This is a genomic window from Streptomyces sp. NPDC059037 (genome assembly GCF_042740015.1).
Classification (GTDB): domain Bacteria; phylum Actinomycetota; class Actinomycetes; order Streptomycetales; family Streptomycetaceae; genus Streptomyces.
Genome location: NZ_JBHYIG010000104.1, coordinates 15,246 through 28,889, shown reverse-complemented (window position 1 = coordinate 28,889; position 13,644 = coordinate 15,246). Strand labels below are relative to the sequence as shown.

Sequence of the window (13,644 nt, the reverse complement as noted above, 5' to 3'; positions counted from 1 at the left end):
TTTGGTCGGGGCGGCGTTATCGGTCGTGGCGGGTCGGTCGTGGGGCATCGCACCCACGGGTGGGTGCGAGGCCCATCGTCTCTGTCTGTGGGCGCGTCCCGGACTGGCCGCCGCTTCGCGGCGAATCTTCCCGCCCACCCAACCGATACCCGGCAGCGCAAAGGCCCGTACTCCACTGAGTACGGGCCCTGAAGCGTGCGTAAGGCGGCAGCGCTAGCCCTGCCAGCTGTGCGGGGCGCGGAAGCCCGGGGTGCGCTCGAGGCGGCGCCAGCCGGCCTTGTCACGGCCTCGGCGGGCGGGGGCGGCGGGCTGTGCGGCGGCACGGGCCAGCAGGATCGCCGTGATGGCGGCGACCTCTTCCGGCTCGGCGTGCCCCTTCTCGACGCGGATGTCGGGGGTAGTCATGTGCAGCGTTCTCCTTGTGGGCTACTGCAGGATTACTGCGGGGGGTTGCCGTGCTTGCGCGACGGCAGGTCGGCGTGCTTGTTGCGGAGCATCGCGAGGGAGCTGATGAGCACCTCGCGGGTCTCTGCCGGGTCGATGACGTCGTCGACCAGGCCTCGCTCCGCGGCGTAGTAGGGGTGCATCAGCTCGGCCTTGTACTCCTTGACCATGCGCGCGCGCATCGCCTCGGGGTCCTCGGCGGCCGCGATCTGCCGACGGAAGATGACGTTGGCGGCGCCTTCGGCACCCATCACCGCGATCTCGTTGGTCGGCCAGGCGTAGGTGAGGTCCGCTCCGATGGACTGGCTGTCCATCACGATGTACGCACCTCCGTACGCCTTGCGCAGGATCAGCGAGATCCGCGGCACCGTCGCGTTGCAGTAGGCGTAGAGCAGCTTCGCGCCGTGCCTGATGATCCCGCCGTGCTCCTGGTCGACGCCCGGAAGGAAGCCGGGGACGTCAAGGAGCGTCACGATCGGGATATTGAAAGCGTCGCACATCTGGACGAAACGGGCGGCCTTCTCCGACGCCTCGATGTCCAGGACACCCGCCAGGGACTGCGGCTGGTTGGCGACGATGCCCACCACCTTGCCGTCCAGACGGGCCAGGGCGCAGATGATGTTGCGGGCCCAGCGCTCGTGGACCTCCAGGTAGTCGCCGTCGTCGACGAGCTCCTCGATGACCTTGGCCATGTCGTACGGACGGTTGCCGTCCGCCGGGACCAGGTCGAGCAGCACGTCCGAGCGGCGGTCCGCCGGGTCGTCCGACTCGTGCGTCGGCGGGTTCTCGCGGTTGTTCGACGGCAGCATCGCGATGAGGTAGCGCACCTCGGCGAGGCAGGTCTCCTCGTCGTCGTACGCGAAGTGGCAGACGCCCGAGGTCTCGGCGTGCACGTCCGCGCCGCCCAGACCGTTCTGGGAGATCTCCTCGCCGGTCACCGCACGCACCACGTCCGGTCCGGTGATGAACATCTGCGAGGTCTCACGGACCATGAAGACGAAGTCCGTCAGGGCCGGCGAGTAGGCGGCGCCACCGGCGCACGGGCCCAGCATCACGCTGATCTGCGGGATGACGCCCGACGCCTTGGTGTTGCGCTGGAAGATGCCGCCGTAGCCGGCGAGCGCGGAGACGCCCTCCTGGATACGGGCGCCGGCGCCGTCGTTCAGGGAGACCAGCGGGGCACCGGCCGCGATGGCCATGTCCATGATCTTGTGGATCTTGGTGGCGTGCGCCTCGCCGAGCGCGCCGCCGAAGATGCGGAAGTCATGGGCGTACACGAAGACCGTGCGCCCTTCCACCGTGCCCCAGCCGGTGATGACACCGTCGGTGTACGGCTTCTTGGCCTCCAGGCCGAAACCGGTCGCCCGGTGCCGGCGCAACTGCTCGACCTCTTGGAACGAACCCGCGTCGAGCAGCAGCTCGATCCGCTCCCGCGCGGTCAGCTTGCCCTTGGAGTGCTGGGCCTTCGTCGCCTTCTCGCTCGGCCCGCGCAGCGCCTCGGCACGGATCGCGTGCAGTTCGGCCACGCGCCCGCGCGCGTCGGTGGGCTCGCCCTCGGGAGAAGCGGTGTCGTCCAAAACGGTCATGTAGTGACCTTACGAAGCGCCACCATAAAAACGGACCGTCGACTCTGCACAGTCTCCGGCCCGTTTTCCTGGCGCCCCCGAACAGAAGCTCTCGGCTGTACAGGCGAAGTGACTGCTCAGGGCCATCTCCAGCTGTAGAGATCCCACAAAGCGCTCCGTGAGAGACACCTCACAGGCGACTACCGCCCGGGGCCTTCACGGCGGCTCTGCCGCGTACGGCGGAAACCTGGGACCCTGCGTGCCATGCCCTGGGTCTGGCAGAGCGACACCGAGAAGCGTATCTACGAGAATTCCGTCCTGGCCTGCCTCGAGGAACCCCGCACGGCGAGGCGGCTCGCCGCACGCCCGGGCAGGACACCGGTGGCAGCCGTGCTCGACGCCATGCGCACGGAAGCCAACGTCGAACAGTCTCTCGCGCCCAGCGCGGACGCGCTCGCGAGCTACCGTGCCTCCGTCGCCCGCCAGGAGAGCGTCGGGGACGTGCTCGAACATACCGGTGACGGAATCCATGGGAACCGGCGGACCGCCATCTTCTACGCGCTGGCCCTGCTCACCCTGTGCTGCTGGTTCGCCGGCGCCGACCTCCTCTTCACCCTCGTCACCCTCATCGCCCTCACCGGGACCGCCCTGGCCTTCGCGCTCCGGGACCCGCAGTCGCTGGAGCAGACCGGGCGCTGGGCGATGCTGCTCCTGCTCGGCAGCACCTGGCTTGCCCTCTGGATTCCGGTCGGGATCACCCGGCGCGCCTGGGCCAGGGCCCTGCGCCGCGACGGAACGAACCGTGTGGTGCCGCGCGTCGTCGACGAACTGCTCGGCGAGGACCCCGACGCGCTGCTCCTGCCCAGCAGCTACGAAGGGCTGCGCTCGCCGAGGGGCCGTGAGTACATCGTCGAGAACGACGCCCTGGGCCGCCTGCAGCGGAAGATCGAGCAGATCGACGGCGGGACCATAGCCGTCAGCGGCCCCCGCGGGACCGGGAAGACGACCCTCCTGGAGAACTGCCTGCAGGACTCGGCCTTCGCCGTCATGCAGCAGGCTCCGTCGACGTACGCCCCGTACGACTTCGTGACCTCCCTGTTCGTGAAGGTCTGCGAACGCTATATGCGGTACGAGGACTTCACGCCCCCCGCGTTCGTGCGGCTGCCGACGTGGCAGTCGTGGCTGCGCCGCCGCGTCGTCCTTCCGCTGGCGCAACTGGCCCGCTGGCTCAGCTATGCCGTGACGGCGGCCGCACTCATCTCCCTGGGCCTGTTCGCGGCGGCCCGGTCCCTGCAGGACGAGTACGGGGCGACCGTGTGGCGGCACGTCACCGACGTGTCCGACGCGATCGGCGAACGCGCGGCGGACGTCTGGCGGGGCGAGGCCGTGGGGACGGCGCTCGTGCTGACCGGCGCCGGTGTCGTCGTCTGGACCCTGCGGCGTTCCTGGACGGTCTCCTGGATCCTGAGCGCGCTGCGGCGCCTGCTGCCCGCCGGGATCGCGTACGTCCTGATACTCGGTTCCGTCGCGCTGCTCGGCTTCGATCCCGATGTACGGCGGCACGCCAGGGAGCTGCCGCAGCACGGGACGCTCTATCTGCTCCTGCCGCTGCTCCTCCTCTGGTGCATCTGCAACATCCAGTACTGGACGGTCTGGTACGACGCCGCCTACCGCGTCCGGCGCTGGACGATCCCCAAGCGGCGGCTCTACGGCCCGCTCCACAAGGTGATCATCCCTGTCCTCGCCCTGCTGCTCCTGATCTCCATCGAGCCGGCGAGGCTCATCCTGACCGACCCGGAGAACCCCGAGCGGATCTGCGTCTGGCTGGTGGGCATCCTGCTGCTCCGCCTCACGTCCCGCTCCTGGAGCCTGATCAGGGCGGAACCGCCCCTGGTCACCATGTGCCGCAATCGCCTCTACCGGCTGCAGACCGTCCAGAGCTCGTCGTCCGCGGTCAACACCGCGACCCTGCAGCTGCTCACCCTCGGCGCCACACAGACGACCTCGGTCTCCACCATCCCGCCCAACTACCCCGAGCTGGTCTCCGACTTCCGCCGGGTGCTCGGTGGTGTCGCGCGGGAACTGCACGACCGCGGCCACCGCGTCGTCATCGCCATCGACGAGCTGGACCGCCTGGGCACCGACACCCAGGCCCTGGCCTTCCTCGGCGAGATCAAGGCGATCCTGGGCGTGGAGCACGTGCACTACCTCATCTCCGTCGCCGAGGACGTCGGCGCCGCGTTCGTGCGGCGCGGCCTTCCGCACCGCGACGTCACCGACAGCTCTCTGGACGACGTCATCCACGTACAACCAGGTGTGCTCGCCGAGTCGGTGAAGATCCTCAGAGAGCGGGCTCCCGACATCTCGGACCCGTACGTCCTGCTCGCCCACGCGCTGTCCGGCGGCGTCCCGCGCGACCTGATCCGTTACGCACGGCGCCTGTTGGAGATACAGGAGGCGACCCGAGCGCTCGAACTCACCGTCATCTCACGGTCGATCATCCTGGAGGAGCTCTCCGAGACGCTCGCGGGGTTCCGCACCCTGCTCGCCAAGCAGCGCTGGACGCCCGAGACCAGCGTGATCCTCGGATCGTTCAGGAACCTCGTGGGCCACCTGCGCGCGACCGGTCCCCGCCGCCCCCAGAATCTCCGGGCTGCCCTCGAACACTTCGCCGTCCAGGCGCCGCTCGGCCGGTGGGCCGAGCTCGGGGAGAGTGATCTGCCCGACGAGGCCCGCGCCCTCATCGACGAGGCGGCCGCCTACGCCTACTTCTCCCTCACCCTGCTCGACATCTTCGGGCGCAAGGGGTTCAACCGCCGCCAGGCCGCGGCCATCGACCGGGGTCCCGACGGCGATCCGGAACTTCTCGCCGAGGCCCGCATGGAGCTCGCGGTGTCGCCCTACAGCGCGCGTCCGCTCATCGACGCCATCCGGCAGGCCTGGCACCTGACGTCGTCCCCGTCGGCGGATCCCCAGCCGCTCCTGCCCCCGCGCCTGCCGGACGCGCGGGGGTAGGAGCCGGGGTGGGGCCGGGGTTCATCAGCCGCCGCAGTGGAAGCGCGCCTCCCCCCAGTCCGCGTGATCGTTGCCGGGTCCGTCGCCGCCGTCCCCCGTCACCAGGTCGACGTACTTGGCCCCGGAGACATCGGCGGTCAGCGACCACGCGTCGTCCGCCGCCTTCAGGACCGGGGACTTCACCTTCTCCGTGCCGTCGGCCGCCACGCTGAACTGCACGCTCCCCCGCGTCCCCTGCGAGTCGTCCTGGCCGACCTGCGCCGTGAAGGACGTGCACTTGCCGCCGAGGTAGTAGCGGATCGTGCCGGGTGATGCGGTGCCCAGGCCCTTCTCGTAGACCGTGCCGTTGACGGTCAGCGGCTTGCCGTCGCCGGCCGCCGTCTCGCCGTTCGACATGTCCTTCTCCGCCGGGCCCCAGCCGTTCTCCATGGACGTCCAGTCCATGTCGGAGGCGTACGTGTCCACCGCGGGCGGCGGCGGCAGTGTGCGCACGGAGGTCTCGGCGGCCAGCTCCCTGGCCTCGCCTTCGATCGCGTACGTCACCTTCGAACTCAGCCTGTAGGGCTGGTACTTGGCGTCCGCCGGCGGTGTGACCTGCCAGGTGGCGGTGGCCTTCGCGCCCGGGGCCACGGCGTCCAGGGCGACCGGGCCCGAGGGCTCGGCGGTCCAGCCGTCCGGGAGGGCGATGGTGGCCTGCGCGGACTTCGCCGCCGTCGACTCGTAGTTGGTGAAGGTGGCGGTTACCTCGTTCTTCACGCCCGGTTCAAGGGTTTCCGCCTTGCTCGCGATGCCGAGCGTCGCGCACGCGGGCCGCTCCGTCGCCGGACCCAGGTCGGTCACCCTGAGGTTGTCCAGGGCGAGGTCCGCGGTCCCGGCGGCGTCGTCCCGCATCCGCAGGCCCACCCAGGTGTCGCCGCAGCCCGCCGTGACGGTCTGCTCGAAGTGGCCCGTCGTGCGCTGCTCGCCGAGCGCGGTGCGGCGCGTCTCCACCGAGTCCGGCTTGCCGTCCGCGGCGATCCTGTCGTATCCGGTGACCCAGTCGAAGGAGTCGGCGTGGCTCGCCTGATAGTCGTAACTGACCTTGTACGAGCGCCCGTTGGCGAGGGGGACGGTCGCGGGGGTGGTGCGGTACACGAGGCCGTTGTTGCCCTCGTGCGTCTTCAGTGACCGGGAGCCGTCGAGGACGTCGTCGATGAGCTTTCCGTTCCAGCCGGACTGGGTGTACGGGGCGTGCTTGAGCGCGATGTGGGTGCGCGGGTCCGTCACCCCTCCCCCGCTGCCCTTGGCGAAGGGCCCCCAGCCCTGGTCGACGTCCTCGAAGTCCTCGTACGCGACCGTGTCGCCGGGCTTGGTGGTGGGGGCGTTGGCGACGACGCGTACGTCGGCCATCCGCACCCGGGCCGTCGAGCCGTCGGCCGCCTCGGCCTTCAGGGTCGCCGTGCCGCTCGCCGGTGCGGTGAAGTTGACCTTGGCGCGCTGCAGATACGTCCCCTGCCACTGGCTACCCGCGTCGGTGTTCTGCAGGGTCGAGCGCTCGACGGAGCGGGACGTGCCCGCGATGGAGAGGGTCGTGCGGCGTTCCTTGCCGGGCTCGACCTCCATCCAGGCGGACGCGGTGTAGCGCTTGCCGGGCTCAAGTCCCTTGATCTGCTGGCTGATCGAGGCCTTGGCCGCGCCGCTCAGCTCGGCGCTGTGCCGGCCCAGCTTGTCGATGTCGCGCGTGACCGTGCCGGTCTTGGTCCAGTCGGCCAGGCGCGCGTCGTGGAATCCGGGGTCCTTGACCGGACCGCCGTCGCCCCAGGCGGGGTCGGTGGCGGAGGGGGTGGTGTCGGCCGGGTAGAGGACGTACGGCTGTCCCGGCTCAGCCTTGAGGGTGACCTTGCCGCCGTCGGCACGCGCGGTGCCGGTCTTCACGCGGCCGTCGTCGGTGAGCTTGTAGACGGTGTACGCCTTGCCGGGCACCGCCCAACTCGTCGTACCGCCCGCCTTGTTGTAGTGGTAGAGCTTCTTCCCGCCGGCCCACGGGAGCAGGTACGAGGTGTCGCTCAGGACCTTGCGGCCGTCGTCGTAGAACGTGCGCTTGCCGTCCTCGACCGTCCCGCGTACCCCGCCGGTGAAGGTGATGTCGTTGCTCTTCGCGTCCCAGCGCGTGATCCGCTCGTGCTGGAGGTACTTGGCGGGCAGGTCGCGCTGCCAGATGTTGGCGTAGAAGGCGTTCCAGTCGTTCTCGCCGGTCCAGCCCTCGAACTCGTCGATGGCGGTCTGGCCGAGGACGGGGTCGGCGTTCCAGATGTCCTTCTCGCTGTTGCGGATGAAGCGGATGATCTGCGAGTTGAGGCCCTTGTTGGTCTTGGGGCCGTAGTCGAGGTCATTGGCCCAGTGCGACCAGAGCGAGTCGCGCTCGAACTTGTCCGCCCACTCGGTGGCGAGGTTGAAGCCCTGCCCCTTCACGGCCTTCGCGGTCTGCTCGGCGATCCAGCCGTGGGTGTAGTAGACGTCCATGTAGATGAGCGAGAGGTTCGGGTCGGTCTCGTCGCGCAGTTGCTGGAAGCGGCGGGCCAGGTCACCGCTGTTGATGTCGCGGCGCTGGTCGATGTAGTAGCTCTGGTTGAGCCAGTTCCAGCCGGGCTTGGTCTTGTCGACGAGCTTCTCGTCGAAGGCGTTCGCCTCGGGGTAGGCCTCGGTGGCGTTCACGTGGACGCCGAAGGTGGCGCCCCACTTCTTGCCTTCCTTCAGGAGCTTGTTGAGGTCCTTGAGGCCGCCCGCCCGCTGGTTGTAGTTGCCGCCGTAGTCGGGGTGCGCGGAGTCGTGGCCCTCGGATGCGTACCCCTTGAGGATGGCCTGCTGCCCGAGCCCGTCCGTGGCGAGGGAGACCCGCTTCACGTCGTCGAGGGTGCGCAGGAAGGGGTGCTGGGCCTGGCTCCCGAAGTTGAAGGGGATGTGCGAGATGACCCGGTCGGGGGTGCCTTCGCCGCCCTTGGGCCTGATGGCGATGGTGTCGCGGAAGGCGACGGCGCCGTCCTGCCAGTCGACGCGCTTGTCGCCGTTGGCGTCGGGCGTGACGACGACCTTCGCCCAGGGCAGGTCGTCCCCCTTCGCGGGCTCGGCGGCGCCCGCGCCCCGGTTGACCCACTGCCCGGACCAGACGCCGACGCGGGTCGCGCCGTCGTCGCCCTTGGTGGCCTGGTGCCAGAAACGGGCGCCGTCCTGGCCCGTGGCCCCGCTCGGCTTGTCGTACGTGGAATTGGACTCGACGGCGGCCGCGAGCTGCCCGGTGTTGACGATGGCGTACGAGGCACCGACGGGCGCCTGGTCCGCCGGGGTCTCGGCGGTGACCTTGCCGAACTTGTCGGCGGTCCGCGTGGAGTCCGGGTCCAGCCTGGTGAACGCGGTCTCGGCGCCGCCGTCCGAGCTGCCGACGGAGACGAGGTCGTGGCCGGGGATGTCGATGGTGCCGACGCGGAAGGCCTCGGTGTCACGGACCGCGGTGATCTTGAAGGTGGTGGCGCGCCCGCGCACCGAGAGCCGGGCGTCGATCTCCACGCCGGTGAGGTCGGGGAAGGTCAGGGTGTAGGCGGCGGTGGCGTCGCCGATCTGCGGAGCGCCCTCGACCTGGACCTTGTAGGCCTTGCCGTTCAGGGTGACCTCGGTGACCGGGCGGGTGCTGCCGATGAGGCGGGCGCCGGTCGCCTTGTCGGTGTACGAGAGGACGCGGGGGAAGTCGTCGGCGACGGCGACGGTGAGCTGCCCGGAGGCGATGACCGTCTGCGCGGCCTGCGGGGTGGGGTCGGCGGTGGCGGGTCCTGCCAGGGCGAACACGGCGGACGATGCGGCGGCGATGGCGCAGGCCGCGCGGAGTCTTCGGGAACGGAGTCTTCCGGAACGGGACGAGAGCATGCGGACCTGGGTATCCGCGTTGTCGTACCCCGGTCAACGAAGTCGGGCCCGACGGGGCGCGGCAGTCCAAGTACCGCCGGGCGGAAGTCCAAGGGGCGGGGCGGGCCCAGGGACCGCGGGCCGGGAGCCCGAAGGGCGGGGCGGCTCGACCCGCCGTGGCGTCGATCTCTGTACGTGATCCCATGAACACGCTCAGCTCTCTGTTGAATATTGAACAGAATGGGGTTACAGTCAATCTCGTTGAACATTCAACAGACACACCCCCGTAGCTCGCAGCTCGGCGTCACCGCCCGCAGAGCTCGTCCCCAAGGAGCAGTCATGGGTCTCTTCGGCCGCAAGAACGACACCGCCACCATCACCGCCACGGCGCCCGCCCCGGTCAACCCGGAGCTGGCCGCCCTGACCGGCGACTACACGATCGACCCCTCGCACACCTCGATCGGCTTCGTCGCCCGGCACGCCATGGTCACCAACGTCAAGGGCTCGTTCGCGGACGTCGCCGGCGCGCTGCACCTGGACGGCACGGACCCGTCCCGCTCGACGGCCTCCATCGACATCAAGATGGACAGCATCGAGACCGGCAGCGCGGACCGTGACGGCCACCTGAAGAGCTCGGACTTCTTCAAGACCGACGAGTTCCCGGAGATGACGTTCCGCTCCACCAAGGCGGAGGCGCTCGGCGGTGACGACTACCGCATCACCGGTGACCTGACGATCCTCGGCACCACCAAGGAGATCTCCATCGACCTGGAGTTCAACGGCGCGGCCACGGACCCCTTCGGGAACGAGCGCGTCGGCTTCGAGGGCAAGTCGGAGATCCTCCGCTCGGAGTGGGGCCTCACCTGGAACGCGGCGCTGGAGACGGGCGGGGTGCTGGTCTCCGACAAGATCAAGCTGAACTTCGACATCTCCGCGATCAAGAACGCCGCCTGACGGGGGCTTTGAGCCCTCCGTCCGACAGGGCTTTCAGCCCTGCATGAGCGTCAGCTCTCCCTGAGCGCGCCCGCCCTCCACCCCCGTACCGGGAGGGCGGGCGCTCGGCGTATCCGGGTTCGATACGGTTCTGGCCGTGCCCGAGTTCCTGCAGCAACTCCCCGCCCTCATAGGCGTGATCGTCGGTGCCCTCGGTTCGTACGTGGCCATCATGCGCGGCGACCGCGTGCGCTTTCAGCGCGAGCAGGCCGCCCGCTGGGAGGAGCGGCGGCTCACCGTCTACACCGAGTACGCCCGGGTCCTGAAGCAGACGGTGACCCTCACCTACCGCGTCTCGGCCCACCACGGCAACGACCCGCATCCGCACCCGCTGTCCCCCGCCGACGCGGAGCCCCACCTGGCCGAGGCGGCCAGTGCGCGGGACCCGGCAGGCGAGGCGCTGCTGATGCTCGGCACGCCGGAAGTGGTGGCCACGGCACGGGTCTGGGTCCTGACGGTGGTCGCCATGGAGCGCTTCATGCGCGAGGGCACCCGGGATCCCGAGGCGTGGCAACGGCTGCTCGCCCGCCAGCGCGCGACGCGCGAGGAGTACTACGCGGCGGTCCGCCGCGACCTGGCGCTCCCGCCCGGCCATTCGGGCCGCTGGCAGGTACCGGCAGCGGGCGACGGCTCCTTGCGCTAGAGGGCGCTCCAGCTCCTACGGTCGCCCGCATGAGCACACGGCAACAGCAGCACAAGATCGGCAGCGGTTTCGGCGCGAGCAGCACGGCGGACGACGTACTCGACGGGATCGGCCTCCAGGGCAGGACGGCGCTGGTCACCGGCGGCTACTCCGGGCTCGGCCTGGAGATCACGCGGGCGCTGAGCCGGGCGGGCGCACACGTCATCGTCCCGGCGCGCAGGCCCGCCACGGCGCGCGAGGCGCTGCGCGGCGTCCCGCGGGTGGAGGTGCGCCCCCTCGACCTGGCGGACTTGTCGAGCATCCGGCAGTTCACGGACCAGCTCGTGGACAGGCACCACCGCAAACTCGACATCCTCATCAACAACGCGGGCGTCATGGCGTGCCCGGAGACCCGAGTGGGCCCGGACGGCACCTGGGAGGCGCACTTCGCGATCAACCACCTGGGCCACTTCGCGCTCACCAACCTCCTCTATCCGGCGCTGAGTTCAGCCGAGGCGGCCCGCGTGGTGTCCGTGGCCTCCTCCGGCCACTTCCTCTCCGACATCCGCTGGGCGGACCCGCACTTCGTCCGCGACGGCTACGACCGCTGGCTCGCCTACGCCCAGTCGAAGACCGCGAACGCGCTCTTCGCCGTACACCTGAACTCCCTGCGCGACACGGCGGGCACCGGCCCCCGGGCCTTCGCCGTACACCCCGGCAGCATCCTGACTCCCCTGCAGCGCCACATCCCCCGCGACGAGCAGATCGCACAGGGCTGGATGACCCCCGACGGCACACCGGCCCCCGGTTTCAAGACCCCGGCACAGGGCGCGGCAACGGCGGTCTGGGCGGCGACGTCCCCGCTCCTGGACGCGCACGGCGGCGCGTACTGCCAGGACTGCGACATCGCGGAGCCCGCGACGACCGAGGACATGCTGATCGGCGGGGTGAAGCCATGGGCAACGGCCCCGGAGGCGGCGGCCCGCCTGTGGCAACTGTCCGCCGAACTCACGGGGTTGGGTACGCATGCGGCCTGACGGGCGGTTCCCGGCCCCGGCTTCCTGAGCGGGGACGTAAACCTGCTGCGGCCGGGGCCCGGAGCGGGCACGATGGCTGCCATGTGGACCACCATCACCGCGTACGAGAACACCCCCGGCGGCCCGCACCCCATGGCGGCCCTCCGCGCTTGACTGCGTGAGCGCGGCATCGACTGGATGCCCTTCCCGCCGGAAGACATCTACTGGGACCACATGTGCGGCCGGGGCCCGGACGGCCACTGGCAAGGCTCCTTCGTGGTCCACGTCCGCTCATCCGCCCTGCGACCACTCGGCCTGCACCCGGACCAGCCGACGTCGAAGGCGACCGACCCTTCACCTCCCGGCTGGTGGCACGCGGCGGCCGAGCGGCGGCGCGGCTAGGTTCAAGTGCCGCTGGGGCAACGGGAGTCGAGCGTGCAGCCGCCTCCGGCCTTACCCCATAAGGCTGTTCGACAAGATCGCCTCCGTCAACGGCCCAAGGACCTCCGGCGGCAACGCATGCCCCATGCCCGGGATTTCCGTCAGGCGGGCGCCCGCGATCGCCTGGGACAGGTGCTGGGGGTGCGGGGGCGGGAACACCGGCTCTGCCGTGGCGGAGATGATCAGGGTGGGGACCTGGGTGGTGGCCAGATCCTTGGTGCGGAGCATGTTCGCGTCGTCCGCCCTCGCGTGCGCCGTCGAGACCACGTGGGTGCCGGTGTGGGTGATGATCCTGCGCTCCAGGGCGCGGAAGTAGTCGGCGTCGAAGGGGAGTTCGGTGCCGTTCAGGGCGCTCCAGTGCTCCACCCTGCGGTCCAGTTCCGCCTCCACGCCCTTGTCCTCGACCGGGCGTGACCACAGGTCCAGGATCTGGGGCGAGATGCCGGGGAGGTCCGGTACGGGGATCTCGGTTCCGTCCGGGGCCTTGTACGGGGTGGTGCTCAGCGCGCAGGTGCCGATCAGCGTTGCGCTCAGTACGCGTTCGGGGTGGTCCGCCAGGAGCAACTGCGTCAGCATGCCGCCGAGCGACATGCCCACCATGTGCGCCCGGTCGATGCCAAGGCCGTCCAGGACGGCGATCGCGTCCTGCGCCAAGTCCGTTATGGGGTACGGGCGTTCGTCGAAGGCAGAGGTCGAGCGGCCCGTGTCCCGGTGGTCGTAGCGGATCACCTGGTGGTGGGCCGCCAGCGCTTCGACCAGGGGCTCGGGCCAGCCGAGCCCGGAGGCCTGCGCACCCATGACCAGGAGCAGCGCGGGGGCGTCGGGCGCGCCCCGCCGTTCGGTCCACAGCCGCACGCCGGGAGCGACGTCCACGTACTGCTCCTGGGGGGTTGATTCCTTCACGGGTCCTCCAGTGCTGCTCGGTCGATCACTGCGGTGCGATGCGGTACGAGACGTATCGTCTCGTCAATGCGGCGTGGCGTCAAGCGGTTCGCCGCGGGATCGCTCCCCTCAGCCCTCCCTCAGCCCCGCCAGAAACCCGTCCACCAGCGCGATCTGCCGCTCGGCAGGGAACTCCCCCGGTGCGAACAGCGCCTGGACCACCAGGCCCAGCACGAAGCTCTGGGCCGCCGCCGCCACGTCCGCCGGCGGTGGCGCCTGCGGCAGTTCGCCCAGACGTTGGGCCTCCGCGATGTGCTCGGCCATCCGCTCGCGGCCCTGGCGGTAGCGCGCCGCGTGCTCGTCCGCCAGTTCCCGGTCGGCGAGCGCGACGTCCCAGGAGCCCACCCAGATGCGGTTGCTCGCCGCGCTCTCCGCGTCCAGGGGGAGGATGTCGAGGAGCCGGGCCCGCAGCATCACCAGGCCCGACGCCGCCCCGGCCCGTTCCGTCGCGGGGCGCGGCCGATCCGCCGACCTGCGGTCGAGCACGTCGAGGGCGTGCCGCACCAGGGCCCGCTTGCTCGGGAAGTAGTGCGTCAGGAGACCGGTGGTCGCCCCCATCTCCGTGGCGACCGCGCGCAGCGTGAGGCCGCCGAATCCGCGCGCCGCGAGGACCCGCCACACCGCCTGGGACACCTCGGTCCGGCGTGCGTCATGGTCTCCACGGGCTGGCGTCATACCCGGTAGGGTACATACCCAACGTTCGTTACGTACGTACTCCGTACCTCTCGTA

Annotated in this window: 10 protein-coding genes; 5 read left to right on the top strand and 5 right to left on the bottom strand. The window is 70.3% G+C overall.

Annotation, left to right across the window (positions count from 1 at the left end; all coding sequences use genetic code 11):
* Nucleotides 1–213: 213 nt before the first annotated feature.
* On the bottom strand, nucleotides 214–405 hold the full coding sequence (locus ACFWY6_RS21985) for an acyl-CoA carboxylase subunit epsilon (protein WP_055564440.1): 192 nt from the start codon (nucleotides 403–405) through the stop codon (nucleotides 214–216).
* A gap of 32 nt (nucleotides 406–437) precedes the next feature.
* Entirely contained in the window at nucleotides 438–2,030 is a 1,593-nt protein-coding gene (locus ACFWY6_RS21980; protein WP_360773514.1) for an acyl-CoA carboxylase subunit beta, read from the bottom strand.
* Nucleotides 2,031–2,273: 243 nt separating this feature from the next.
* On the opposite strand from ACFWY6_RS21980, the gene ACFWY6_RS21975 reads away from it, so the two are divergent.
* Complete coding sequence (locus tag ACFWY6_RS21975) at nucleotides 2,274–5,024, top strand: P-loop NTPase fold protein (protein ID WP_384692877.1); 2,751 nt, start codon at nucleotides 2,274–2,276, stop codon at nucleotides 5,022–5,024.
* Nucleotides 5,025–5,048: 24 nt separating this feature from the next.
* Here the strand turns inward: ACFWY6_RS21975 and ACFWY6_RS21970 are convergent, their stop codons facing one another.
* Nucleotides 5,049–8,921, bottom strand: a complete 3,873-nt coding sequence (locus tag ACFWY6_RS21970) for an endo-alpha-N-acetylgalactosaminidase family protein (protein WP_384692874.1) — start codon at nucleotides 8,919–8,921, stop codon at nucleotides 5,049–5,051.
* Between the two features lie 318 nt (nucleotides 8,922–9,239).
* On the opposite strand from ACFWY6_RS21970, the gene ACFWY6_RS21965 reads away from it, so the two are divergent.
* The 4 genes from ACFWY6_RS21965 (at nucleotide 9,240) to ACFWY6_RS21950 (ending at nucleotide 11,933) form a co-directional block, all read left to right on the top strand.
* A complete protein-coding gene (locus ACFWY6_RS21965) occupies nucleotides 9,240–9,854 on the top strand; it encodes a YceI family protein (RefSeq protein WP_384692871.1) in 615 nt (204 codons plus the stop codon).
* Between the two features lie 136 nt (nucleotides 9,855–9,990).
* Nucleotides 9,991–10,536, top strand: a complete 546-nt coding sequence (locus tag ACFWY6_RS21960) for a hypothetical protein (protein WP_384692868.1) — start codon at nucleotides 9,991–9,993, stop codon at nucleotides 10,534–10,536.
* A gap of 29 nt (nucleotides 10,537–10,565) precedes the next feature.
* Nucleotides 10,566–11,552 carry an SDR family NAD(P)-dependent oxidoreductase gene (locus ACFWY6_RS21955; protein WP_384692865.1) on the top strand — a complete coding sequence of 329 codons (987 nt, stop codon included), beginning with the start codon at nucleotides 10,566–10,568 and terminating at the stop codon, nucleotides 11,550–11,552.
* Nucleotides 11,553–11,729: 177 nt separating this feature from the next.
* On the top strand, nucleotides 11,730–11,933 hold the full coding sequence (locus ACFWY6_RS21950) for a hypothetical protein (protein WP_384692862.1): 204 nt from the start codon (nucleotides 11,730–11,732) through the stop codon (nucleotides 11,931–11,933).
* 51 nt (nucleotides 11,934–11,984) lie between these two features.
* Here ACFWY6_RS21950 and ACFWY6_RS21945 read toward each other — a convergent pair whose 3' ends face one another.
* Nucleotides 11,985–12,875 carry an alpha/beta fold hydrolase gene (locus tag ACFWY6_RS21945; protein WP_384692859.1) on the bottom strand — a complete coding sequence of 297 codons (891 nt, stop codon included), beginning with the start codon at nucleotides 12,873–12,875 and terminating at the stop codon, nucleotides 11,985–11,987.
* 108 nt (nucleotides 12,876–12,983) lie between these two features.
* Nucleotides 12,984–13,589: a TetR/AcrR family transcriptional regulator gene (locus tag ACFWY6_RS21940; protein WP_384692857.1), complete on the bottom strand. Its 606-nt coding sequence runs from the start codon at nucleotides 13,587–13,589 to the stop codon at nucleotides 12,984–12,986.
* Nucleotides 13,590–13,644: the final 55 nt, after the last annotated feature.

Excerpts from the sequence above, each read along its gene's own strand:
- ACFWY6_RS21985 (WP_055564440.1), bottom strand. The coding sequence starts at position 405 with ATGACTACCCCCGACATCCGCGTCGAGAAGGGGCACGCCGAGCCGGAA.
- ACFWY6_RS21980 (WP_360773514.1), bottom strand. The coding sequence starts at position 2,030 with ATGACCGTTTTGGACGACACCGCTTCTCCCGAGGGCGAGCCCACCGAC.
- ACFWY6_RS21975 (WP_384692877.1), top strand. The coding sequence starts at position 2,274 with ATGCCCTGGGTCTGGCAGAGCGACACCGAGAAGCGTATCTACGAGAAT.
- ACFWY6_RS21970 (WP_384692874.1), bottom strand. The coding sequence starts at position 8,921 with ATGCTCTCGTCCCGTTCCGGAAGACTCCGTTCCCGAAGACTCCGCGCG.
- ACFWY6_RS21965 (WP_384692871.1), top strand. The coding sequence starts at position 9,240 with ATGGGTCTCTTCGGCCGCAAGAACGACACCGCCACCATCACCGCCACG.
- ACFWY6_RS21955 (WP_384692865.1), top strand. The coding sequence starts at position 10,566 with ATGAGCACACGGCAACAGCAGCACAAGATCGGCAGCGGTTTCGGCGCG.
- ACFWY6_RS21950 (WP_384692862.1), top strand. The coding sequence starts at position 11,730 with ATGCCCTTCCCGCCGGAAGACATCTACTGGGACCACATGTGCGGCCGG.
- ACFWY6_RS21940 (WP_384692857.1), bottom strand. The coding sequence starts at position 13,589 with ATGACGCCAGCCCGTGGAGACCATGACGCACGCCGGACCGAGGTGTCC.